The organism is Streptomyces sp. GESEQ-4 (genome assembly GCF_017948455.1).
In the GTDB taxonomy this organism is placed as follows: domain Bacteria; phylum Actinomycetota; class Actinomycetes; order Streptomycetales; family Streptomycetaceae; genus Streptomyces.
On the sequence record NZ_JAFFSU010000043.1, the window covers coordinates 19,750 to 40,936 of the forward strand.

Genomic DNA, 21,187 nt, shown 5'->3' on the forward strand with positions numbered 1-21,187 from the left:
TGGACGATGCACCCCTTCACCATCACCAAGGCATCCGACACCACGGAAGCCCTTAAGGCCGGTGGGCGCGGCGGCCGGTACATAGCCGGCGGCACCACCCTCGTCGACTTGATGCGCGAAACCGTGGAGCGCCCTGATGTCCTGGTCGACATCACCGCTCTGCCGCTGCACGATGTGGACCGTACCGAGGACGGCGGCTTACGCATCGGCGCCTTGGTCCGCATGGCGGAAGCCGCAGCTCACCCCGCCGTACGTGACAGCTACCCGGTCATCTCCCAGGCGCTGGAGCTGAGCGCCTCCGCGCAGCTGCGCAACATGGCCACCATCGGCGGGAACGTGATGCAGCGCACCCGCTGCACGTACTTCCGGGACGTGACCGCCGACTGCAATAAACGCGAGCCGGGTTCCGGCTGTGCCGCACTGAACGGCTTCAACCGCAGCCATGCGATCCTCGGCACCTCCGACCAATGCGTGGCCACACATCCGTCCGATCTGGCTGTCGCGCTCGCCGCGTTGGAGGCGAGCGTCCACCTGATGGCTCCGGACAAGGGCAGGCGCACGATCCCCATCACGGACTTCCTGCTTCAGCCCGGCAGCACGCCTGACCGTGAGCAGGCGCTTCAGCCAGGTGAGTTGATCACGTCGGTGGAGATTCCTGCCCTGCCCCGCCCGCTGAAGTCCGGGTATCTGAAGGTCCGCGACCGCCAGTCCTACGAGTTCGCGCTGACCTCGGCCGCGGTGGCCCTCCACATCCGCGGCGGAACGATCCTCGATGCGAAGGTCGCCGCCGGCGGTGTGGGCACGGTGCCCTGGAAGCTGCCGGCTGTCGAACAAGCCCTCATCGGCGAGCGTCCCTCCGCCCGGCTGTGGCACAAGGCCGCCGGCCATGCGGCCGAAGGCACGCACCCCCTCAGGCACAACGGCTTCAAGGTCGAGCTGCTCAAACGTACCGTCGAGCAGCAACTGAGCACTGTCGGAGGCACCTCATGAGCCAGCCACAAGCCGCCGTCGGCGCGTCCGTGGCCCGGGTGGACGCACGGCTGCGGGTCACCGGGAAAGCGAAATACGCCGGGGACAACAATCCCGACGGCGTCGTTCACGCAGTCATCGTCGACAGCAGCGTCGGCCGCGGCCGCATCACCGCCGTCGACGCAGGTCCCGCCCTCGCCCAGCCCGGTGTCCTTACCGTCATCAGCCACCTCAACGCGCCCAGGCTTCCGCCCGTCGAAAGTAACGGCTACCCACCAGGCGAGCCGCTGAGGGCCTTCCAGGACGACCAAGTGCGCTTCTTCGGACAGCCCGTCGCGGTCGTGGTGGCCACGACGCTCGAGGTCGCCCAGCACGCCGCGAGCCTGATGCAGGTCACCTACCACGCCGAGCGCCCCTCGACCGATATGAGCGCGGCGCCTCCCGCCGACGACCCCGAGACCTATGCGCGGGGCGACGCGGACCAGGCACTGGAATCCGCCGACGTCCAGCTCGACCTGGCGTACCGGATGGCCCGCCAGCACCACAACGCGATGGAACCAGCCGGCATCGTCGCCCGCTGGGACGGGGACAGGCTCACCCTCTGGGAGAAGACCCAGGCGGTCCAGCTCGCCACGTTCAACATGGCAGGCGAATTCGGGATACCGCCGGAGAACATTCACGTCATCTCGCCCGTGCTCGGCGGTGCCTTCGGCAACGCCTTCCGTACCTGGGTGCACTCCGTCATCGCGGTCATGGCCGCCCGCCAGGTGAACCGTCCCGTCAAACTCGTACTCACACGCAGGCAGTTGTATTTCGGGATCGGCTACCGGCCCGCGTACTCATATGGGCTTCGCATCGGCAGCGACCGGCGGGGCCGTCTGACCGCCGCGGTGCACGACGTCGACTCCGAGACATCCAGCTATGAAACGCACCTGGAGGACACTCTCGTCCCGGGGCGGATGCTCTACAGCACGCCGAACGTCAAGCAGATCCACCGGTCCGTCCCCCTGGACGTCAACACACCGACGTGGATGCGCGGCCCGGGATACTCCAGCGGTGCCTACCCCCTGGAGTCGGCGATGGACGAACTCGCCCATGAGCTGGGCATGGACCCGATCGAACTGCGTCTGCGCAATGAACCCGTGGACGACCAGTCCAACGGTCTTCAGTTCTCCACCCGCCGCCTGCGCGAGTGCTACACCACCGGCGCCCGCGCATTCGACTGGAAACGGCGGAGCTTGAAACCTGGCTCCAAGCGCGACGGCGACTGGCACCTCGGCATGGGCATGGCCGCCGGTGTATATGACACCCAGCCGCGGCCCAGGCTTCCGTGCGGCTGAATGCCGACGGCACCGCCCTGGTCCAGTCCGCGACCAGCGACATGGGGCCCGGCACCGCCACCTCCATGACACAGGTCGCCGCTGACGCCCTGGGCCTGACCATGCGCCGGGTGATCTTTCGGCTCGGCGACTCGGCCCTGCCTCCGGCCCCGGGACACTTCGGATCGCAGACCATGGCGAGCGTCGGATCCGCCGTGCAGGACGGTTGCGACAAGCTGCGAAAAAAGGCCATCGCCCTCGCCGTCAGAGACGAGGGCTCTCCGCTGCACGGGGCCGACCCCGCCAATGTCCAGGTGCGCGGCGGCCGGCTGTACGTCAAGGACGCCCCGGGGCGGGGGGAGACGTACCAGCGCCTGCTGGCCCGCAACAACTCCACCTACCTCGAAGTACTCGGCTCATGGGCTCCGCCGGACGGACCCGCAAGGTACTCCCTGTACGCCTACGCGGCGACGTTCGCGGAGGTCGCCGTGCACTCCCGGCTCGGCCTGGTGCGGGTCCGGCGCATGCTGGGCGTCTACGACGCCGGCCGTATCATCAGTCCCGCGCTCGCCGACAGCCAGGCACTCGGCGCAATGATCGGCGGATTGGGCGCGGCCCTGCTCGAACACACGATCACCGACCATCGCGACGGCCGAATCGTCAACGCCAACTTCGCCGACTACCTCGTTCCGACGCATGCCGACATACCCGATATCAGGGCGATCTACCTGGCGGGTGGCGAGGACCGCATAGCCGACCCGATCGGTGTGAAGGGACTGGCCGAGATCGTCTGCGTCGGTGTCACGCCGGCCATCTCCAGCGCCGTCTTCAACGCCACGGGCCGGCGCATCCGCCAGTTGCCCATCACCCCCGAGCTCCTGCTCTGACCCCCAGGGCTGATGCGTTCTCAGCTGGCGAGATGAGTAGATTGCTGCGTATGCGCCGCTGCGTGTGGTTCGCCCGGTTCGGCAACGAGGGGCGCGACCCCTGATGATCAAGGTTGTCGAATCCTTTGATCACGAACAGGGGATGCGTTCGCGTGTCATCTTCCCTGATCGGTGTCCTGCAGCGCCACCACGAGGACATCGACTCCGCTGGCCCGGTCCGGAGTCGCAGCAGTTCACCGCCCTGGCCGAAGTGCTGGGGCGGATACCCGATCCCCGGCGGGTCCGGGGCCGCCGTTACCGACTGGCCCCGCCTGATCACAAGGCCTGCTTTTCCGTATCCGATTCCCCTATCCCCGCAAGGAGCGCACCATGTCCGACTCCCCCGACCTCGCCCTCATCCGCCGGGTCTACGAATCCCGAATGGCGCCCGAGGTCATCAAGGAGGTCATGGCCCCGGACTTTGTCTGGGACATCACCCCGGGCTTTCCGAACAGCGGCGTCTACCACGGCTGGGACAGCGTGGCGAAGGACTTCTTCGGCACGCCGATGCCGAACATCGCGTCCTTCGGGCCGGGGCCCGAGGAGTTCTACGCGGACGACGAAGGCCACGTCTTCGTGTTCGGGCACTACCACGCCGAGACCAAGAGCGGGGACAAGGCAGACGTCCGGTTCATCCACCTCTGGACCGTCCGTGACGGCAAGGCCGTCAGCATGCGGCAGGTCGCCGACAGTCACATCCTCCAGGAAGCCCTCAAGGGCTGAGACGCCATCCGCTTATCGATCACGGGGATGGCTTGGTCGAACAGGGTTCCTGATCGGGTGATCGCGCGAGGACCGACGCATGACAGCGGGGCCTCTTAGTAGTGACAGAGCACCCCGGCCGTTACGGTAAGCGACGTTCGCGCCGGGACCGCGAGCACACTGCAGCTCACCGACGCCGAGTCCGACGACCTCCACGTCCTCGGGTGTACCGCACCGGTCCAAAGCCGACTGCACCGGCAAGACGTCCGCCACTTGCCGATGACGTGGAATGAACATCTGGTGCGCCGTGACGAACAGGCGGGTCATCTCTCCTGCATCGCATGGTTTGCCACGGACAACTTGTCCCTGGATAAGTGAGGCCTTCATCCGGGTTCTGATCCACGCCACGCTTGCTCAGTCGAACAAGGGAGGCTGACATGGATCGGGCGCTGCTGGCCGACTTTCTCCGGGCACGCCGGGAGGTGCTGCAGCCGGAGGACGTGGGGCTTCCCCGCGGGTCGCGGCGTCGTACCGGTGGGCTGCGGCGCGAGGAGGTCGCCGCGCTGGCCGGCATGTCGGTCGACTACTACAGCCGGATCGAGCAGCAGCGCGGTCCGATGCCGTCCGAGCAGGTGCTCGCCGGGCTCGCCCGGGGACTGCACCTCAGCCTGAGCGAGCGCGACCACCTCTTCGACCTCGCCGGGCACTCCGCGCCGCGACGGCAGCTGCGCGAAGACCACGTCGGCCCCACCATGATGCGCATCGTCGAACGGCTCGCGGACACACCGGCGTTGGTGATGTCCCGCTTCGGTGAGGCGCTGCTGCAGACCCGTCCCGCGGTCGCCCTGCTGGGCGACTACACCCGCTTCAGCGGAATGTCCCGCTACCTGGTCTACCGCTGGTTCACCGACCCGGCGCAACGCGACCTCTACCCCGTCGAGGACCACGACTTACGAGGCAGGGTCTTCACCGTGGAGATCCGAACGGAGTACACGGCGGAGCCCACGGGCCGGGCCGGCGAGATCGTCGCCGCACTGCTGGAGGTCAGCCCCGAGTTCGCCGAGATCTGGCGATTGCACGAGGTGGACGTCACCCACCACAACGACCTCAAGCGCTACCGCCATCCCGAACTGGGCGAACTGGAGCTGTACTGCCAGCGCCTGATCGATCCCGACCAGGCCCAGGAACTCCTCGTCTTCTCCGCCACACCCGGCACACCCAGCTACGAAAAGCTCCAACTCCTGCCCGCCGTAGGCGCTCAGGCATGGCATGACCCAAGAGTGCTTCGAAAGGATTTCCCATGAAGGCAGTGCGTTTCCACGAGTACGGCGACCCGAGCGTCCTGCGCTATGAGGACGTGGAGCAGCCCGTCCCCGGGGCCGGTGAGGTCCGGATCCGGGTCGCCGCGACGTCGTTCAACGGCGTCGACGGCAACATCCGCGGCGGTTTCATGCAAGGCCCCATCCCGGTGGTGCTGCCGCACACTCCCGGCCTCGACGTCGCCGGCACCATCGACGCGCTGGGCGAGGGCGTCGACGGCGTCACGGTCGGCGACCGGGTTGTCGGCTTCCTGCCGATGGGCAAGCCCGGCGCCGCAGCGCAGTACGTCATCGCCCCGGCCGAGATCCTCGCGGCGGCGCCGAAGAGCGTCCCGCCGGCCGACGCCGCAGCGCTGCCGGTGGTGGGCCTGACCGCGTACCAGGCGCTGTTCGATCACGCCAAGCTGACGGCGGGTCAGCGCGTGCTGGTCAACGGCGCGGGCGGAGCGGTCGGCGGCTACGCCGTGCAGCTGGCCAAGAACGCCGGCGCATACGTGATAGCCACGGCCAGCGGGCGCAGCAGCCAGCAGGTCAAGACGGCGGGCGCCGACGAGATCATCGACCACACCACCACCGAGGTGACCGAGGCCGTGACCGGGCCGGTCGACGTCGTGCTCAACCTCGCGCCGATCGACCCGTCGCAGCTGGCCGCGCTGCCCGCCCTGATCCGTCCCGGTGGAGTGCTGGTGAACACCACGGTGTGGATGCCCGCACCCAGCGACGAGGAGCGCGGCGTGCGGGGCATCGACCTGTTCGTCCGCAGCGACGCCGACCAGCTGGCGCGGCTGGTGGCACTGATCGACTCCGGCGAGCTGCGCGTCGACGTCGCCGAGCGGGTGCCGCTGGCGGAGCTGCCGGCGGTCCACGCCCAGGCCGCCACGGGCGAGCTGCACGGCAAGGTCGTCATCGTTGCGCCCGCCGCCTGACACCGACCGACCAGCCTCGAAAGGAAACGACCATGACACTGTCCCTGGATCCCGAGATCGCCGAGGCGCTGGCCCCGATGGCCGGCGCGATGGCCGAGGCCAAGCCGCCGGCTGTGGGCGACATCGCGGGCCGCCGCGCCATGTGGGAACCGATCATCGGCGCCGCGGGAGCCGCGCAGCCGATCCCGGCCGACGTGACGACCCACGAGCACTACGCGACCGCGGACGACGGCACACAGATCAAAATGCGCTGGTACGTCAAGGACGGCGCCGAGCCCGGCCCGGCCGTGCTGTTCTTCCACGGCGGCGGATACATCTTGGGCCACATCGACCTGTTCGACGGACCGGTCTCCCGCTACGTGTCCGCCAGCGGCGTGCCGATGCTGTCGGTCGAGTACCGCCGCGCCCCCGAGCACCCCTTCCCGACACCGCTCGAAGACGCCTACGCCGCACTGCGCTGGCTGCACGAACACGCCGCCGAGCTGGGCGTCGACGCCAACCGCATCGGTGTGATGGGCGACAGCGCCGGAGGCGGCATGGCAGCCGCCCTGACCATCCTCGCCCGTGAACGCGGCGGCCCGCGGATCGCCCGGCAGATCCTGCTCATGCCGATGCTCGACGACCGCACCACCACCCCCGACCCCCACATCGAGCCCTACGCTCTGTGGTCCTACGACGACAGCCTCACCGCATGGCCGGCCCTGCTCGGCGAGGCCGCCGGCGGCCCCGATGTCCCGCCCACGGCAGCTCCCGCCCGTCTCGAGGATGCGACCGGCCTGCCGCCGGCCTACATCGAGGTCGGCCAACTCGACGTGTTCCGCGACGAGGACACCGCCTACGCGACCAAACTCAGCCGCGCCGGCGTGCCGGTGGAGTTCCACCTCCACCCCGGCGCCCCGCACGAGTTCGACTCCATCGCCTTCGACACCGACGTCGCGCGACGCGCCATCGCCGATCGGGTCCGGGTGCTCAAGTCGATCTGAGCGGTGACCAGCGGCTTGCTGTCACTTACCAACCCAAGGAGACGCCTCCGTTTCAGGTGGCGGCGACAAGGCACGCAATACGGAACTTGAACCGTTCATCGAACGGTCCCTGGTTCAGCGAGGAAAGGGCCCGCCGGAATGCCGGGCTGTCCCTACCTCGAGTCGCCCCTGAAGCGCCTCGGCGCCGGCACACAGGTGCTTCACATCACCAAGACAGGAGAACATCGATGTCCGACAAGAAGCCGATCGCGGGGAAGAGAACGACCGAGCCTCAGGGAGCCGCAGTGGTCCAGGCGATACCCCTCCTTATCGGCCCAACCGACAACACTGTTCCGATCACAGTCCAGCAGCGAACCTCGGTGGCGCCCGCCAACGCGTTCCGATTGATCGTTCCCATCGACCTGTCGAGCGTTTTCCACCGGGTGGCACCCTTTCCCGGTGTCAAAGGTGTGGCAAACCAGACCGAAGCATGGGATCACGTCGGTCCCACCAGGAACCCGCAGTTCGACGACGGGTCACAGGCCGACGAACAGTTGATCGAGTACACGGAAGGCTCTAGTTTTGCGTATCAGCTGACGGGATTCACGAACATCCTCTCCCGACTCGCGGCAGGCGTTCGAGGTGAATGGAACTTCAATCCCGACGGCGATGGCACCCTCATTCGGTGGACCTACGAATTCAAGCCTCTTCCGGGTCGTCGCTGGATTCTCGCCGGTCCATTCGCTCCACTCTGGCGCCGATACATGGTGGCCGCCCTCGCGAGGTGCCTGCAAGTGATCGAATCGGAAGAAAACCGCTCGTAGGCGTAGTTATCGAGCCCTTCACAATCCAGGGTGCAGTCGTGTCCTGAAGCCGCCGCTTTCCATCCTCGACCAGCGCAAACTCTTCGCTGCGGTGAACAGCCCTCCCGCCGCGGCAACAAAAAGCTGAAGCGGGCCTTCTTCCTCTCCGCGTTCGCCTCCCTGGCCGACCCGGCATCAAGGGCCTACTACAACAAGAAGATCGCCCAGGGAAAGCACCACATTCACGCCCTGCTCTGCCTCACCCGCCGCCGGGCCGACGTGCTCTTCGCGATGCTCCCCGACGGCACCTTCTACGAACCACAGTCGGCATAGCGGTCAGCTGACCGGCCGTTCAGCCAGGAGAACGACCCGCTCGGCTTCAACATCGAACCCGAGAACCGGATACCCGTGATCGCCCTCCGGATCCGGCAGCGTTCCCATCTCATCCAGGTCGAAGAAGTACTGGACGTCGTCCCACGGCAGATCAGACGCACCGCCATGCTGCCTGGGCTCACGTCTCTGATGCAGCCCGATTTCCTTGACGAACCGCATAGGGGCACCCCCCACGTGCACGACGAAAGACAACAGCATGAGCACACCCTCCCTCTCTCTGCCCGGCGGCACCTGGACTCTGGGTGACCTGACCGTCACCCGGTTCGGCTACGGCGCCATGCAACTGGCCGGCCCGTGGGTCATGGGGCCGCCCGCCGATCGCGAGGGCGCCCTGGCCGTTCTGCGCGAAGCGGCGGTCGACCTCGGTATCACCCACATCGACACCAGCGACGCCTACGGGCCGCGCGTCACCAACGAGTTGATCCGCGAGGCACTGCACCCCTATCCCGAGTCGCTGCACATCGTGACCAAGGTGGGCGCGACCCGCGACGAACAGGGTGGCTGGCCCACGGCCCGGCGACCCGAAGATCTGCGCCGCCAGGTCCACGACAACCTCAAGTCCCTCCGGCTCGACGTACTCGACCTGGTCAACCTCCGACTCGGCAACGCCGAAGGTCCCCAGCCCGGCTCGCTCGCCGAGGCGTTCGAGACGCTCGTGGAACTCCAGCAGCAGGGCCTGATCCGCCACCTCGGGGTCAGCAACGCCACCGAGGAGCAGGTCACCGAGGCACAGAGCATCGCGCCGATCGTGTGCGTGCAGAACATGTACAACCTCGCCCACCGCCACGACGACAAGCTCATCGACCGGCTCGCCACCGAAGGCGTCGCGTACGTGCCCTTCTTCCCCCTCGGGGGCTTTACCCCGCTCCAGTCCTCGGCGCTCTCGGCGGTCGCCGCTCGATTGAAGGCGACACCGATGTCCGTCGCACTGGCCTGGCTGCTGCAGCGATCACCGAACATCCTGCTCATCCCCGGCACGTCATCGACAGCGCACCTGCGCGAGAACATCGCCGGCGCGGGACTCTCCCTCTCGCATGAGGACTTGACCGAGCTGGACGACATCGGCCGCTGAATGCCCCGTAGCTGAACGCCATTTGTAGTGGCTGGCGGTTGCCCGGGTTTGATGGAGGGCTCGCCAGTGGTGCTGCTGCAGGTGGTAAGCGAGCTCGTGGTGGCCGGCGGGGGCGGTGGCGGCGAGCACGCCGGCGAGTGCCGGGACGGTCAGGCGGATCAGCGGTAGGCGCTGGTCTCCCTGGTCTGTCCGGACTTTCCCTGCTCATCGTCCTGATCAACTTCGTGATCGGAGACCGCGTCGTTCTCCGGTGCGGCTTGCTGTTCGGGGTGCTGGGCGCGTTGGACGGTCAGGAAGGCCAGGGCGAGCATCGCGCAGGTGCCGTGACGGTTCCAGGAGCTCCAGCGGCGGACCTGGTACTGGCCCAGCCCGGTGATCTGTTTCGCCTGCTCGTTGTTCTCTTCGATCTTCCAGCACACTCTGGCCCGGCACACGGCCTCCGGCAAGGCGGCGTCGCGGCGGTGGTGCACGAGGAAGTAGGCGTACTCGAAGTCCACACGCCCGCCCGCGAGTTGCTTCTTCCTGGTGGAGCGGCGGATGAGCGGATGATGGGCAAGCCGTCGGCGGGCTCCTGGCCGGGCAGGACCACGTCGAACCAGCCCAGTCGCAGTACCGCTGCCCCTTGGAGCCCTCGCCCTGGCTGCGGCGCTCCCACTGGTCACACATGATCGCGTAGTGCGGCAGGTCGCCGGCCTGTGCGACGGCGGGCTGGTACGGCTTGCCGGGCGGCCGGCCACCGGCAGCGTGACTGGTACCCCCAGCACATGGCAAAGGGACGACGAAAGGCAGGGCCCGGCAGTATGCCGGGCCCTGCCTCGGATCACGGCGCCGACGGCGCGCCGGACTCGTGACGAGCGAGAATGGCTGTGACGGCTCCGAAGCGGGTGCCGTCACAGCCTGATCAGCAGTTCTCACACGGTTGGTTCTCGTACGTCAGCTGATCCTCACCTACACAGCTCGTCGTCGATCAGGTCGTTCTCTGTCTGCTGGCTGGACGAGTCCGAGGAGCCGTCGCCGGACGCGTTCAGGACCACGCCACGGCGGCCGTCAGCGCTGAATCCGTTGCGGGTCGTGTAGCCGGGAATGTCGCCGCCATGACCGTAGTAGACACCGCCGCAGGACAGCGGGACCTCCATCAGGCCAAGGCCGTAGCGTGCGCCGGCCCACCCGGGATCCAGCTCCGAGGCCCGTACCGTCGTCTTCATCGCCGCCAGCTGCGCGGGGCGCAGCAGCTTGCCGCCCAGGAGCGCCTGGTAGAAGCGGCTCAGATCGGCCGTCGTACTGATCATGGCGCCCGCGGCACCCCCGGCGGAAGGGTTGAGCGCGGTGACGTCGATCTCCGGACCCGCCTCGTCGAAGGCTGAGTAGCCGTGCAGATGGCGGCCGGGGATCCGCGGGTCCGTCGTTGGGGCGAGGGTGTCGTACAGGCCCAGCGGGCGGACGATTCGCGCGGTGACCTCCTGGGTCCAGTCGTGCCCGGTGATCTTCTTGATGATCATTCCGGCGAGGACGTAGTTGGTGTTGGAGTAGCTCCAGCCGGTGCCGGGTGGGAAATTCGGGGCGTGCCGCATGCCGATGGCGGCCAGCTGCTCGGCGGTCCAGGTGGCGTAGCGGTTGGCTTGGTATCCGGCCTTGCTGGCGAACTCGGGGAAGTCCGCCGTGTAGTCGAACAGTCCGCTGGTGTGCTGGAGCAGCTGCCTGACGGTGATCTTGCTGCCGTCGTTGCCGTTGCCGGAGACCACTTTGGGCAGCCAATGCTCCACGGTGTCGTCCAGCGAAAGGCGTCCCTCGGCGACGAGTTGCAGCACCACCGTGGCGACGAACGTCTTGGTGGTGCTGGCGATCCGGAACCGGTCGCCGGGACGTGCACGGTCCCCAGTTGCTTGGTCGGCCACCCCGCCGGTGGCGTTCCGGGTACCGTGTGGTCCGCTCGAGCGTACGACCAGCCCGACGGTACCCGTCTTCATGATGGTGTCCACGTGTGCCTTCAGCGCCGAGCTGTCTGACGCGTGGTGCGTCCCGCCGCGCACCGAAACGGCTGCGGTCGCGCCGTCGGCGGGAACTGCCAGGGCGATACTGGCCAGCGCGGTTGCCAATGTCGTGGTCACCACACGGGAGATGAGTTCGGTCTTCATTGGTCGCGGACTCCTTGCGTTCGTTCAGGCCACTGTCCTGACATGACCATCACGCTAGGAACTCCGGCCGTGCGCCACGATCAAGCAGGCTGGCCGACCGGTGGGGTGCGGTCACCCCGGAACGGGTAGCGCCTGCTGTATTGACCGGGCCCCGGCCCTGGTGGATGGGTTTTCGACCCAGAGAGAACCGTCCCCACCAGAGCCTTCGCATGGCCCGTTGGTGCTGGCCGCCGGATAGCTCCGCCGGCCGGTGACTCAGCCGGTCGGCGAGTGCGACCCGCTCCACCAGCGTCCGCAGCCAGTCGCGGTCCGCCGTCGGCCCGCCGGCCTCAGCGGCAGCGTGATGTTGTCCTCGATGGAGAGGGAGGGGATCAGGTTGACGGTCTCGGGGGAAATTGAGATCTGGGCGTGCTGGTCTGGTGGTTCGGCTGGTGGGTGATCAGCAGGCGGTGTCGCGGACGAGGACGAGCTCGGTGCGGGTCTGTCGGCGGGTTGCGCGCTGGGTGGATCGGTCGGAGACGAGACCGGCGATCGCGGGGTGGGTCTCGGCGTAGGTGTGGCGCCGTCCGGTGAACCTGCGCAGGGGCGCCCACTGGCGGAGCTCGGCGTTGGTGTGCTCGACGCAGATCCGGGCCGACGACTGGCGGCGCCTGGCCTCCTGCCAGGCGTACTTGTCGCCGTCACACGTCTCGTCCGCGGACTTCTTCGGCGGTGCGCTGACCTGGCCGGGGAACTGCTTGGCCAGTCCCTGGTACCCGGAGTCGACCTTGGCCTTGACCGTGGGACGGGTCCGGAACTGCTCGGCGATGCCTGCGGTGCGCAGGGCGGTCTGATCGTGCATGCGGCCCGGCCGTACCGCGCCGGACAGCAGCGTGCGGCCCTGGCCGTCGCTGAACGTGGTGGTCCTGATGGTGTTCTGCCTGCGCTTGCCGGAGACGCGCGCCCGGCGGCCCGGGCGCCCGGCTTGATGGCGGCGGACCTGAGTCTCGGCCCCGTCCATCCGCAGTTCGACGCCCTCGGCCTCGGCATAGGCGAAGACGTCCGCCAGGGTCTTCAGCCGCAGTCCCGCCAGGTCGGGCACGGCGAACCCGCAGGCGGCGAGGAGCGGACGGACCTGACGGACGGCCTCGGAGACGGTGGAGCGGTCCACGGCGAACAGCTCGGCGAGCACTGCGTGGGGCAGCTGGTGGCGCAGGTGGACCAGGGTGACCAGCAGCCGAAGAAGACCAGCTTCGGCTTGCGCCCAGCCCCTTCCGCCCGTCGGTGCGGGCCACCCCGTGCCGCACGCAGCGCGGATTGGCGGGCCGCTTCCCACGGTCCGGCGAGTTCGGCGAACAACTCGCCGAAATGTGCGCGGGAGCACCAGACAGGGCAGGATGGGAACAGACCGCACGGGCCCGGGTCAGCTTCACAACTCAGCCAACCCGTGCGGTCCTTCTCATGTCACGGCCCGCACGGGGGTGATCGAAATTTCCCCCGAGGTCGTAAGCCTGGAACACGAACCCGACGCGTTACCGGCGCAGTTGGGTATGGCGGGACTCGTTCAGCCCGGCGATCTCGTGACCGTCGATGCAGACGCTTCCCGACGTCGGGGAGTCGAGCCCTGCGGCACAGTGCATCAGCGTGCTCTTGCCGGATCCCGAGGGGCCCATCACGGCGAGGTAGTGCCGCGTTCCACGGTCAACGACACGTCGTCGAGGGCGCGTACGCCGCCCGGGTAGGCCGTGCTGACGCCCTCCAGAGCGATGGCGGGGGCGCCGACGGCATTGCTGGCGGCGTTCATCGCCGGCCGCGCAGGTTCCGTACGACGAGAGTGCCCGCGCACAGGACGGTGATCGCGCCGCACACCAGGTGCACCCAGGTGTCGGCGCCACCGAAGGAGGCCGCCATGTTGGCGAGCCCGCTGGCCACCACCACCATCCAGAGCAGGGTGTCGGCGATGTCCCCGGAGCTGAGCCGGTGGGCGGGATCGGGGGTCGTCGAGTGCTGCATGGGGACTGCTCCCCGAGTCTTGTGGGGTGGTCCTTCGGTGGCCGTGTGCCGTTCCTGCTGTCGTCACCCACGCTACGGATCAGCGCCCCTGGCGGAGATCCCGCAGCCCGCCCGGTTCGGGGTACAGCAGGCTGTGCTGCCCCGCCGCTTGGGTGACGGCGCACTCGCCTGCATCGCATGGTTTGCCACGGATAACTTGTCCGTGGATAAGTACGGCCTTCATCCGGATTCTGGGGCGGCAATAGGGTCGTTCGCATGACAGCGGGCAGGAGTCGAGCAGCAGACCGACGCGAGAGCTTCCAGGACATCGCGCTACGAAGCCTGAGCGCCGCCGGTGAGGCGATCGCGCAGCTGGCATCCGGGCTCAACACGGCTCTGCTCGCCATGCTGTTGCTGCTGTGGCTGACTTTCACCGCCGCGACGAGCGTCGTCGGCGTCGGGCTGCTCATGGCACCCGCCCTCCTGCGCGCCCTGCACGCCCTGGCCGGCCGGGAACGCGGCCGGCTCGCCCGCTGGGGCCCCGAGGTCGCCGCCCCGGAGCCCCCGCCCACGCGGCTGCGGGCCGCCCTCGTCGACCGCACGACCTGCCGCGAACTGGGCTGGCTGGTCCGGCACTCCACCGTGGGGGCGCTGCTGGGACTGCTCGGCGTCCTGCTGCCGGTCTTCGCGGTGCGGGACACCGCTTTCCCGCTGTACTGGACGTTCATGCCCGAGGGCGCGACTGCCACCTCCGTGGGCATCGGAAACGCGCACACCTGGCCGGACGCCGTCGCCGTGACGCTGCTGGGCGTGGGCTGGATCGTCATCATCCTGGGGCTGACGCCCGGTATGGCCCGTCTCCAGGCGGGCCTCGGGCGACGGTTCCTGTCGGCCGGTCCCGACGTCGATCTGTCCCTGCGCGTCGCTGAGTTGACCGCCACACGTGCCGCCGCCCTGGACGCTCACGCCACCGAACTGCGCCGCATCGAACGCTCGTTGCACGACGGTGTGCAGAACCGGCTCGTCTCCCTCGCCGTGCTGATCGGGGCGTCCCGCCGCATGGTGGCCCGCGATCCGGCGGGCGCCGACGAACTCCTGGAACGCGCCCAGTCCGCCGCCGAACAGGCGCTGGCCGAACTGCGTACAGTCGCCCGCGGCATCCTGCCGCCGGTGCTGGCTGACCGGGGCCTCGCGGGCGCGCTCTCTGGTCTCGTCGCGAACTGCGCGGTTCCCTGCCGGATCGACGTGGACGTGCCTGAACGCTGCGCCGCCTCCGTCGAGGCGGCCGCCTACTTCGTGGTCGCCGAGGCCCTGACCAACATCGCCAAGCACAGCGGCGCCCGGCACGCCGTCGTCACGGCACGCGGCGGCGGGGGCCGACTTGTGCTGTCCGTCGAGGACGATGGCAGGGGCGGCGCCGGGGGCAACTCCCGGGCTTTCGGCTCCGGAGCAGAGGACGGCGGCTCCGGGCTCACCGGCATCCGTCGCCGCATCGCGGCGCACGACGGCGGCCTCACCCTGACCAGCCCGCCCGGTGGCCCGACCGTCCTGACAGTGGATCTTCCCTGTGGATCGTGACGACCGGAGCCCGACCTGTGGAGCCCGACCTGTGGACCCTGTGGAGCCTGACATGCGGATCGTGATAGCCGAGGACGATCCCCTGCTGCGTGAGGGGCTCGCCCTGCTGCTGCGCGCGGAGGGGCTCGACGTGGTGGCCACCACGGGTACCCCCGAGGAGGCGCTGGTAGCCATCGACGTGCACAAGCCGGACGTCGCCATCCTTGACGTACGGATGCCGCCGACCCACACCGACGAGGGGATCGTCGCCGCCGTCGAGGCCCGGCGCCGACGGCCCGACCTTGCTGTGCTCGTGCTGTCCGCGTACGTCGAGCAGAGTTTCGCCACCGAGTTGCTCGGCGGCCGGGTGAACGGCCTCGGCTATCTGCTCAAGGAACGGGTCGGCCGGGTCGAGGAGTTCCTGGACGCGCTACGGCGCGTGGCCGGTGGCGGCACCGCCATCGACCCGGAGGTCGTCGCCCAGCTCTTCACCCGCTCCCGCCAGGACACCCGCCTGGAACGGCTCAGCCCCCGAGAACGGGACGTACTCGCCCTGATGGCCGAGGGGTTGGGTAACTCCGCCATCGCCGAGAAACTCGTCGTCACCGACGGCGCCGTCCACAAGCACATCCGCAGCATCTTCGCGAAGCTCGATCTGTGTTCGACGGACCAGGTGGACCGCCGGGTCGCGGCCGTCCTGTGGTATACGGAGGATCTACGGCGGCTGGCTTGTTGAACCGCCCCGGCTCGAATGGAGGCTCCGGCCTGCCCCGAGTTGGGTGGAGTCGAGTTGCTTGGGTTCAGGCTACTGGCGGGGTTCGGGAGCTGGCAGACCTGTTACGACCGGCACCGGCGGTGGTCCGCGGATGGCACTTGGGAGAGGATCGTCCGGGCCGTCCAGGCCGAGGCCGACGCGGATGGCCGGATCGACTGGTCCATGGTGAGTGTGGACTCCACAGTGTGGCGTGCTCATCAACACGCCGTCGGCGCACGCAAGCAGGCGCCACGGAAAACGGGCAAGCGCACCCGGCCCGCTCAGCACCGCTCCGACGAGGCGCTGGGCCGTTCGCGCGGCGGCCTGACAACGAAGATTCACTTGGCTGGTGAGGGCGGTCTGCGGCCTCTGGCCGTGCTGGTCACCCCCGGTCAGTGGGGCGATGCCCCACAGATGATCCCGGTTCTCGACCGCCTTCGCGTGCCTCGACTGGACGGCGGCCGTCCCCGCACCCGGCCGGACCATCTCAGCGGCGACAAAGCGTACTCATCACGCCGCAACCGCCGTTACCTGCGGCGTCGGCAGATCAAGCACACCATCCCCGAACGCCGTGACCAGCAGGCCCACCGGCTTCGATGCGGCGCGCTATGTCCGCAGGAACGAAGTCGAGCGGCTGATCAACCGATTGAAGGCGAACCGGGCAGTGGCCACGCGTTTCGACAAGAGGGCGTACGTCTTTCACGGCACCGTGACCGTCGCAGCCCTGCGCCTCTGGCTTTGCGCATGACCCGCCAACGACCTAGCGCAAGCGGAGGAACTCGATCGCCCGCTGGGTCAGGAGCTTGGCAGCGTCCGGGTCGTAGGAGGGCAGCGAGTTGTCCGCGAACAGGTGTTGGTCTCCGGGATACAGGAACATCTCCGCGTCAGCGCAGTCGGAGACGAGCGCGCGGGCAGCGCCGATGTCCTCGGCGAACAACGGATCGGTCTCTTTCGCATGCACCTGCACCGGCACACGGTCAGGCCATGCCGCACCGAACTCCGAGACGGGGATGCAGGCGTGGAACAGGAGCGCGCCCCGCGCGCCCGCCCGCGTCTGCGCCAGCTTCTGGGCGGGCAGCACACCGAGCGAGAAGCCGACGTAAACGGCGTCCTGCGGCAGGTGTTCGGCCGCGCGGACACCACGCTCGGTGATCTCACCGAAGCCGATCTGCTCGACGTAGCCCATGCCCTCCTCAAGGGAGCCGAACGTTCGCCCGTCGAAGAGATCGGGCGTGTGGACGGTGTGGCCGGCCGCCCGGACTTCGTCGGCGAAATCGGCGACTCCGGGAGTCAGCCCCTGCGAGTGATGGAACAGTACGACCTCTGTCATGTCCGAACCCCTTGCCTTGTGGGTGGCGAATGATCCGGAACTCTAGAATAATCGAGAGGTGTCGAACAATACCCGTTTCCCCGACTACGACCTTGCCGACGTCACAGATGTGACAGCCCCGGCCCAGCTTCGCGCGCTGGCCAACCCACTGCGCAACGCCATCCTTGAGCTGCTCCTCGAACGCGCCGCGACCGTGAGCGAACTGGCCGCCGCACTCGGCCGCCCGAAGAGCACGGTCGCGCACCACGTGAGCGCCCTGGCGGATGCCCAGCTGCTGAAGGTCGTGCGGACCCGCCGGGTGCGGGCCATCGACGAGCGCTACTACGGCCGCACCGCGCGCATCTTCCGCGTCGGCACGGTCAGCCAGAGCGGCGAGGCCGAGGCGCCCTACTGCAACAACGATCTCGCCACGGCCGCCGCCGAGTCGGCCCCCGCACACAAGGCAGATCAACTCTCCTCGATCGTGCGCCATGTGCGGATCCCCCGGGAACAGGCCCGCGAGTTCTGGACACGGGTCCTGGAACTCGCCAACGACTACGCGCAACTCCCGCGCGGAGGCGATGTGGTGTACGGCTTCGCTGCCGGGCTCTACCCGACCGACTATCCGGCGCTGCCAGAGGCTGAGGCCCCAGCAAAGGACCCCGACTGATCGGTTTCGCAGGTCTTGGCGTCCGCAGCCGCGACCTGCAACACCCGAACCTTCACCCCCTCGCCCCATCTAAGGCAGCAATCCGCCAAGTCACATGACCTATCGAACAGGGCCTAGTGGCGTGGGCAAGTCCACCACTGTGCAGGCCCTCCACGACCGTCTCACCGCGCAGGGCCGTCCGGCCCGGCGGACCGTCGGACCGACGCGCAGTGCCCTGGGCCAGTTTACGTGCAGTCATGCCAACCAGATCTACGGCCTGGCGCTCGCCTGTCTGGTGGCAGCGAACCGTTACGAGCACATCGAGACCGGGATAGGACCGGCCGTGCGTGCCGGGGAGCTGATCATCAGGGACCGTTACCGTCGCTCGTCGCTCGTCGCTCGTCGTGTAACGGCTCGAGGGCGTCCCGTTGGAGTTCCTCCTTGCGGTCAGCGACCGGGTTGTGCTCCCGGACTTGGCCGTGATTCTCGCCGCCGGTCCTGGCCTCGTCGCTGAGCGCATTGCGGCACGCGGTATCACTCACCGATTTCACCTCGGTCCCTCCGGCCCTGGCCGGGAAGTCGAGCTGTATGGCGGCGCTGCGGCCTGCCTGATGAGCAGAGGGGTTGCGGTTCTTCTCTTCGGCATCGGCAGTTGTGCTCGATCGGATGTAGCGCGTCGAATCGCCGACGGCATGCCGAGGCTGTCGCTGGCGTCGGTGGCCTCAGGAGCCCACCAGGCCCCTCAGGGAACATGAGCGGACAACCGGCACGGCCAGTTGTCGGTATGCACGTCTTCGTTCGCGACGGCGACAAGGTCCTGTTTTCTCAGCGTGGCGGGCCGTTCGGTCGTGGCCGGTGGCACATGCCGTCGGGCAGGCTCGACGAGGGTGAACCTCTTTCCTTTGGTGCCGCCCGCGAGTTGTACGAGGAGACCGGTGTCATCGTCGACCCGGCTCATCTTCGCCTTGTTCAGGTCGTCCATCACCGCCAGGACGAGGAGACGACGCGGATCGGATTCTTCTACGAAGCCACCGGGTGGGAGGGCGAGCCGGTCAGCAAGGAGCCCGAGAAGTGCTTCGCGCTCGAATGGTTCACCGTGTCCGAGCCGCCGGACGACGTGATCGAGTACCCGGAGGAGGGGCTACTCGGCTACCTCAATGGGGCCGGCCCTGTCGCTGAACACGGCTGGCAATAGGGAACGGCATGGTCACGCTCGCCCGGCTCGAGCCGGACGTCGCGGCGGTCTTCGAGCAGCATATGAAGAAGATCGTCGCCCGCTTCCTGTGACCACCGCACATGCTGACGGCGTCCGCCCCAGGACCCCGGGGCGGACGCCGTCGCATGTCGGGCTCCGGTCAGCTGATCGTCGGTGTCTCGCCGTCGCCCGCTCTATCGCAGGATCGTGACCAACTCGTGGAGAACGGTATTGAGTCGGACGGACGCAGGCAGGTCGTTCATGCGAAGCACGGGAACGCTGAAGATGGTGGACCCGCCGCTGTCGAGTGCAAGGTGTTGTTCGGCTGACCGGCCGCGGCGCTCGCCAGATCGCCGTGGGACCTGCCAGAACATTCCCGCCAAGAACCCTTCAAGCCTGTTCCACTAGCGCGTTTGAACCCTCACCGACGAATATGGCGCGCATGAATGACGACCCCGCGCGCTGGAGCCAGGCGACTATCTATCCCGATATGTGGGCTGATCCGGACGACGACCCCCGTAACAGCGAAGGACCCAGTCCGGACGGGGAGTTGGCGACGCTGCTGGACTTCCTGACGGGGTATCGCATGACCCTGGCGATGAAGTGCGAGGGTCTGGACGCGGAGCAACTGGCCCGTCGGTCGGTTCCGCCGTCCACGATGTCGCTGCTCGGACTGCTCCGGCACCTCGCCGAGGTGGAACGGGACTGGCGCAACTGGATCAGCGAGGGGGGTCCGCTGCCGAGGCTGTATGGCGGGCGCGATGCGGACTTCGATGGAGCTGTCGCCGATCAGGCGCTGGTGGACGCCGCGTATTCCGATCTGGCGCGTGAGCAGGCTGCGACCGACGCCGCGCTGGCCGAGTACCCGGATCTCGGGGAGCGTCTGGGGAAGGACGGCACTTCGGTCCGGGAGCTGATGGTGCACCGGATTGAGGAGTATGCCCGCCACTGTGGCCATGCCGACCTCTTGCGGGAGTGCGTCGACGGGAGGGTGGGTCAGTGACGAGGGCCGGCCAGTAAGGCCGCGGCCGTGGGTGCGTTCTTACCGTTCCTGGTGCTGGTTGCCGGCCTTGGCGCAGCTCTGGGTTTCTTTGCGTGGCTGGCTGTGCGTATGCGCGGCGGGGGTCTGACGGGCGGGGTGATGAGCGCGGCTTTGGTTTCTTATGTAGAGGCGTTCCGTATTACTGCTCATGATGCGCATGTCGAGATCTGGGCACAGGCGGAACGCAGGGTGCCGGTCCTGTCGCTTGACGCTCACTGGGGGCGAAGCCCTGGCGGCGCGGGTCACGTTGGTGGGGAGGCTCGTCGCCTGCTCCGCTCGCGTCCGTCCCGCGTACGACGGGGGCTTCGCCGCTTGGTTCACGCTCTGGCGCGGAAGAGGTAGGTAAGCGGGCCGGGGGCTGGGCGGGTCGGTGTGGCTGGTGTCAGTGGGTCTCGTGTGCCGGTAAGAACCCGGAGGGACGGAGGCGCTGGCGCTGTTGTTGTGTTTGTTGTGGTATGTGGTGTCTGGTCGCTGAAGGTTCGTTTCGCCTGCTGACGTTGGCGTCTTCTCTCTTGTTGGATCGGTGTTCGCTGTCCTGATTCTGGCTGGGTGGCCGTTTCTTGGTGCCCGGTTCGACTGTGAGCTGCGGGGCATGTGTTGATCTTGATCCGACTCCCGAAACTGTGTCCTTGCCCGTTGGGGCGGGTGGTGATGTGCACATGCGTGCCGGGAGTGTCACCGTCACTGGCGGGTTGTGGCGTGTCCTGACCGGTGTGTCGGTGACTGTCTCCGCTTGGTCGGGGGTTGCTGTCGTAGGTGAGGGCGGCTGTGGCTGGGGTGTGTTGGGTGGGTGTGGTGGTTTCTGCCGGTGGTGTGTTGGGGGGTGGTGTGTTGGGGGGTGTTGTTCGGGTGGGCCTGGTTGGTGACGTCGTTAGGTGGTGGTGTGGGTGAGGTGGTGGGTGTACCAGGGGGTGCTGGTGGCGTAGCGGTGGGGGAAGCCGGGGCCGGGGTGGAGTTGGGTGTGGTGCCAGATGCGGGTGGTGTCGTAGTAGTGGTCTTGGGTGAGGAGGTTGTATTGGTGGTCGGTGAGGGGGGGGGGGGGGGGTTGGGGTGGCGTGGGGTGGGGGGGGGGGGGGGTGGGGGGGGGGGGGGGGGGGGGGGGGGGGGGGTGGGGGGGGGGGGGGGGGTGGGTGGGGGGGGGGGGGGGGGGGGGGGGTGGGCGGGGGGGGGGGGGCGGGCGGGGG

At 68.2% G+C, this 21,187-nt stretch carries 20 protein-coding genes and 5 pseudogenes; 17 read left to right on the forward strand and 8 right to left on the reverse strand.

Annotated elements, in window-relative coordinates; translation table 11 throughout:
* The first annotated feature begins 6 nt into the window (after window positions 1–6).
* The 8 genes and pseudogenes from KCH48_RS40345 to KCH48_RS40380 form a co-directional block, all read left to right on the forward strand.
* The gene (locus KCH48_RS40345) at window positions 7–990 is read left to right on the forward strand and encodes a xanthine dehydrogenase family protein subunit M (protein WP_210582614.1); all 984 of its coding nucleotides are present in this window, start codon (window positions 7–9) and stop codon (window positions 988–990) included.
* Window positions 987–3,175 (forward strand): annotated as a pseudogene (locus KCH48_RS40350) (xanthine dehydrogenase family protein molybdopterin-binding subunit). Before KCH48_RS40345 ends, KCH48_RS40350 begins: the two are co-directional and overlap by 4 nt.
* A 369-nt stretch (window positions 3,176–3,544) precedes the next feature.
* Window positions 3,545–3,937 carry a nuclear transport factor 2 family protein gene (locus tag KCH48_RS40355; protein WP_210582615.1) on the forward strand — a complete coding sequence of 131 codons (393 nt, stop codon included), beginning with the start codon at window positions 3,545–3,547 and terminating at the stop codon, window positions 3,935–3,937.
* Between the two features lie 416 nt (window positions 3,938–4,353).
* Window positions 4,354–5,220 (forward strand): helix-turn-helix transcriptional regulator, encoded by an 867-nt coding sequence (locus KCH48_RS40360; RefSeq protein WP_210582616.1) that lies wholly within the window; start codon window positions 4,354–4,356, stop codon window positions 5,218–5,220.
* Window positions 5,217–6,161, forward strand: coding sequence for an NADP-dependent oxidoreductase (locus KCH48_RS40365; RefSeq protein ID WP_210582617.1), 945 nt, complete (start codon window positions 5,217–5,219; stop codon window positions 6,159–6,161). Before KCH48_RS40360 ends, KCH48_RS40365 begins: the two co-directional genes overlap by 4 nt.
* Before the next feature lie 32 nt (window positions 6,162–6,193).
* Window positions 6,194–7,144, forward strand: coding sequence for an alpha/beta hydrolase (locus KCH48_RS40370; protein ID WP_210582618.1), 951 nt, complete (start codon window positions 6,194–6,196; stop codon window positions 7,142–7,144).
* A gap of 227 nt (window positions 7,145–7,371) precedes the next feature.
* Complete coding sequence (locus KCH48_RS40375; RefSeq protein ID WP_210582619.1) at window positions 7,372–7,947, forward strand: SRPBCC family protein; 576 nt, start codon at window positions 7,372–7,374, stop codon at window positions 7,945–7,947.
* Window positions 7,948–8,037: 90 nt separating this feature from the next.
* A pseudogene (locus KCH48_RS40380) lies at window positions 8,038–8,259 on the forward strand (IS110 family transposase); the annotation flags it as partial.
* A gap of 3 nt (window positions 8,260–8,262) precedes the next feature.
* On the opposite strand, the gene KCH48_RS40385 reads toward KCH48_RS40380, so the two are convergent.
* A complete protein-coding gene (locus KCH48_RS40385) occupies window positions 8,263–8,478 on the reverse strand; it encodes a hypothetical protein (protein ID WP_210582620.1) in 216 nt (71 codons plus the stop codon).
* Window positions 8,479–8,515: 37 nt separating this feature from the next.
* Between KCH48_RS40385 and KCH48_RS40390 the strand changes: the two genes are divergently transcribed.
* On the forward strand, window positions 8,516–9,391 hold the full coding sequence (locus KCH48_RS40390; protein WP_282615247.1) for an aldo/keto reductase family oxidoreductase: 876 nt from the start codon (window positions 8,516–8,518) through the stop codon (window positions 9,389–9,391).
* Window positions 9,392–9,549: 158 nt separating this feature from the next.
* Here the strand turns inward: KCH48_RS40390 and KCH48_RS43550 are convergent, their stop codons facing one another.
* The 6 genes and pseudogenes from KCH48_RS43550 to KCH48_RS40415 all read right to left on the reverse strand — a co-directional run bounded on the left by KCH48_RS43550 (window position 9,550) and on the right by KCH48_RS40415 (window position 13,518).
* Window positions 9,550–9,888: a hypothetical protein gene (locus KCH48_RS43550; RefSeq protein WP_210582633.1), complete on the reverse strand. Its 339-nt coding sequence runs from the start codon at window positions 9,886–9,888 to the stop codon at window positions 9,550–9,552.
* A 447-nt stretch (window positions 9,889–10,335) separates the two neighbouring features.
* Entirely contained in the window at window positions 10,336–11,526 is a 1,191-nt protein-coding gene (locus KCH48_RS40400) for a serine hydrolase (protein WP_210582621.1), read from the reverse strand.
* Window positions 11,527–11,737: 211 nt separating this feature from the next.
* A pseudogene (locus KCH48_RS42720) lies at window positions 11,738–11,913 on the reverse strand (ABC transporter ATP-binding protein); the annotation flags it as partial.
* Between the two features lie 52 nt (window positions 11,914–11,965).
* Entirely contained in the window at window positions 11,966–12,697 is a 732-nt protein-coding gene (locus KCH48_RS40405; protein ID WP_307841086.1) for a transposase family protein, read from the reverse strand.
* Between the two features lie 343 nt (window positions 12,698–13,040).
* Window positions 13,041–13,309: pseudogene (locus KCH48_RS40410) on the reverse strand (ATP-binding cassette domain-containing protein); the annotation flags it as partial.
* A complete protein-coding gene (locus tag KCH48_RS40415) occupies window positions 13,306–13,518 on the reverse strand; it encodes a hypothetical protein (protein ID WP_210582622.1) in 213 nt (70 codons plus the stop codon). The gene KCH48_RS40415 and the pseudogene KCH48_RS40410, both read right to left, overlap by 4 nt.
* A 255-nt stretch (window positions 13,519–13,773) precedes the next feature.
* Between KCH48_RS40415 and KCH48_RS40420 the strand changes: the two genes are divergently transcribed.
* The 4 genes and pseudogenes from KCH48_RS40420 (at window position 13,774) to KCH48_RS43555 (ending at window position 16,556) form a co-directional block, all read left to right on the forward strand.
* A complete protein-coding gene (locus KCH48_RS40420) occupies window positions 13,774–15,075 on the forward strand; it encodes a sensor histidine kinase (protein ID WP_210582623.1) in 1,302 nt (433 codons plus the stop codon).
* A gap of 52 nt (window positions 15,076–15,127) precedes the next feature.
* On the forward strand, window positions 15,128–15,790 hold the full coding sequence (locus KCH48_RS40425; RefSeq protein ID WP_210582624.1) for a response regulator transcription factor: 663 nt from the start codon (window positions 15,128–15,130) through the stop codon (window positions 15,788–15,790).
* A 15-nt stretch (window positions 15,791–15,805) separates the two neighbouring features.
* A pseudogene (locus KCH48_RS40430) lies at window positions 15,806–16,396 on the forward strand (IS5 family transposase); the annotation flags it as partial.
* Entirely contained in the window at window positions 16,380–16,556 is a 177-nt protein-coding gene (locus KCH48_RS43555) for a hypothetical protein (RefSeq protein WP_374104753.1), read from the forward strand. The pseudogene KCH48_RS40430 and the gene KCH48_RS43555, both read left to right, overlap by 17 nt.
* A gap of 12 nt (window positions 16,557–16,568) precedes the next feature.
* On the opposite strand, the gene KCH48_RS40435 is transcribed toward KCH48_RS43555, so the two are convergent.
* Window positions 16,569–17,138: a dienelactone hydrolase family protein gene (locus KCH48_RS40435; protein ID WP_210582625.1), complete on the reverse strand. Its 570-nt coding sequence runs from the start codon at window positions 17,136–17,138 to the stop codon at window positions 16,569–16,571.
* A gap of 58 nt (window positions 17,139–17,196) precedes the next feature.
* Here KCH48_RS40435 and KCH48_RS40440 point away from each other — a divergent pair, with 58 nt between their 5' ends.
* The 4 genes from KCH48_RS40440 to KCH48_RS40455 all read left to right on the forward strand — a co-directional run bounded on the left by KCH48_RS40440 (window position 17,197) and on the right by KCH48_RS40455 (window position 19,964).
* Window positions 17,197–17,787, forward strand: coding sequence for a transcriptional regulator (locus KCH48_RS40440; RefSeq protein ID WP_210582626.1), 591 nt, complete (start codon window positions 17,197–17,199; stop codon window positions 17,785–17,787).
* Window positions 17,788–17,881: 94 nt separating this feature from the next.
* Window positions 17,882–18,280 (forward strand): hypothetical protein, encoded by a 399-nt coding sequence (locus tag KCH48_RS42725; RefSeq protein ID WP_246886654.1) that lies wholly within the window; start codon window positions 17,882–17,884, stop codon window positions 18,278–18,280.
* 270 nt (window positions 18,281–18,550) lie between these two features.
* Window positions 18,551–18,961 (forward strand): NUDIX domain-containing protein, encoded by a 411-nt coding sequence (locus KCH48_RS40450; protein WP_374104754.1) that lies wholly within the window; start codon window positions 18,551–18,553, stop codon window positions 18,959–18,961.
* Window positions 18,962–19,403: 442 nt separating this feature from the next.
* Window positions 19,404–19,964 (forward strand): DinB family protein, encoded by a 561-nt coding sequence (locus tag KCH48_RS40455; RefSeq protein WP_210582628.1) that lies wholly within the window; start codon window positions 19,404–19,406, stop codon window positions 19,962–19,964.
* Window positions 19,965–21,187: the final 1,223 nt, after the last annotated feature.

Bases quoted from the DNA above. Each gene is read 5' to 3' on its own strand.
- KCH48_RS40425 (WP_210582624.1), top strand. From the start codon at position 15,128: ATGCGGATCGTGATAGCCGAGGACGATCCCCTGCTGCGTGAGGGGCTC.
- KCH48_RS42725 (WP_246886654.1), top strand. From the start codon at position 17,882: ATGACCTATCGAACAGGGCCTAGTGGCGTGGGCAAGTCCACCACTGTG.
- KCH48_RS40400 (WP_210582621.1), bottom strand. From the start codon at position 11,526: ATGAAGACCGAACTCATCTCCCGTGTGGTGACCACGACATTGGCAACC.
- KCH48_RS40385 (WP_210582620.1), bottom strand. From the start codon at position 8,478: ATGCGGTTCGTCAAGGAAATCGGGCTGCATCAGAGACGTGAGCCCAGG.
- KCH48_RS40375 (WP_210582619.1), top strand. From the start codon at position 7,372: ATGTCCGACAAGAAGCCGATCGCGGGGAAGAGAACGACCGAGCCTCAG.
- KCH48_RS40450 (WP_374104754.1), top strand. From the start codon at position 18,551: ATGCACGTCTTCGTTCGCGACGGCGACAAGGTCCTGTTTTCTCAGCGT.
- KCH48_RS40360 (WP_210582616.1), top strand. From the start codon at position 4,354: ATGGATCGGGCGCTGCTGGCCGACTTTCTCCGGGCACGCCGGGAGGTG.
- KCH48_RS40370 (WP_210582618.1), top strand. From the start codon at position 6,194: ATGACACTGTCCCTGGATCCCGAGATCGCCGAGGCGCTGGCCCCGATG.
- KCH48_RS40355 (WP_210582615.1), top strand. From the start codon at position 3,545: ATGTCCGACTCCCCCGACCTCGCCCTCATCCGCCGGGTCTACGAATCC.
- KCH48_RS40455 (WP_210582628.1), top strand. From the start codon at position 19,404: ATGAATGACGACCCCGCGCGCTGGAGCCAGGCGACTATCTATCCCGAT.
- KCH48_RS40420 (WP_210582623.1), top strand. From the start codon at position 13,774: ATGACAGCGGGCAGGAGTCGAGCAGCAGACCGACGCGAGAGCTTCCAG.
- KCH48_RS40365 (WP_210582617.1), top strand. From the start codon at position 5,217: ATGAAGGCAGTGCGTTTCCACGAGTACGGCGACCCGAGCGTCCTGCGC.
- KCH48_RS40345 (WP_210582614.1), top strand. From the start codon at position 7: ATGCACCCCTTCACCATCACCAAGGCATCCGACACCACGGAAGCCCTT.
- KCH48_RS40390 (WP_282615247.1), top strand. From the start codon at position 8,516: ATGAGCACACCCTCCCTCTCTCTGCCCGGCGGCACCTGGACTCTGGGT.
- KCH48_RS40415 (WP_210582622.1), bottom strand. From the start codon at position 13,518: ATGCAGCACTCGACGACCCCCGATCCCGCCCACCGGCTCAGCTCCGGG.
- KCH48_RS40435 (WP_210582625.1), bottom strand. From the start codon at position 17,138: ATGACAGAGGTCGTACTGTTCCATCACTCGCAGGGGCTGACTCCCGGA.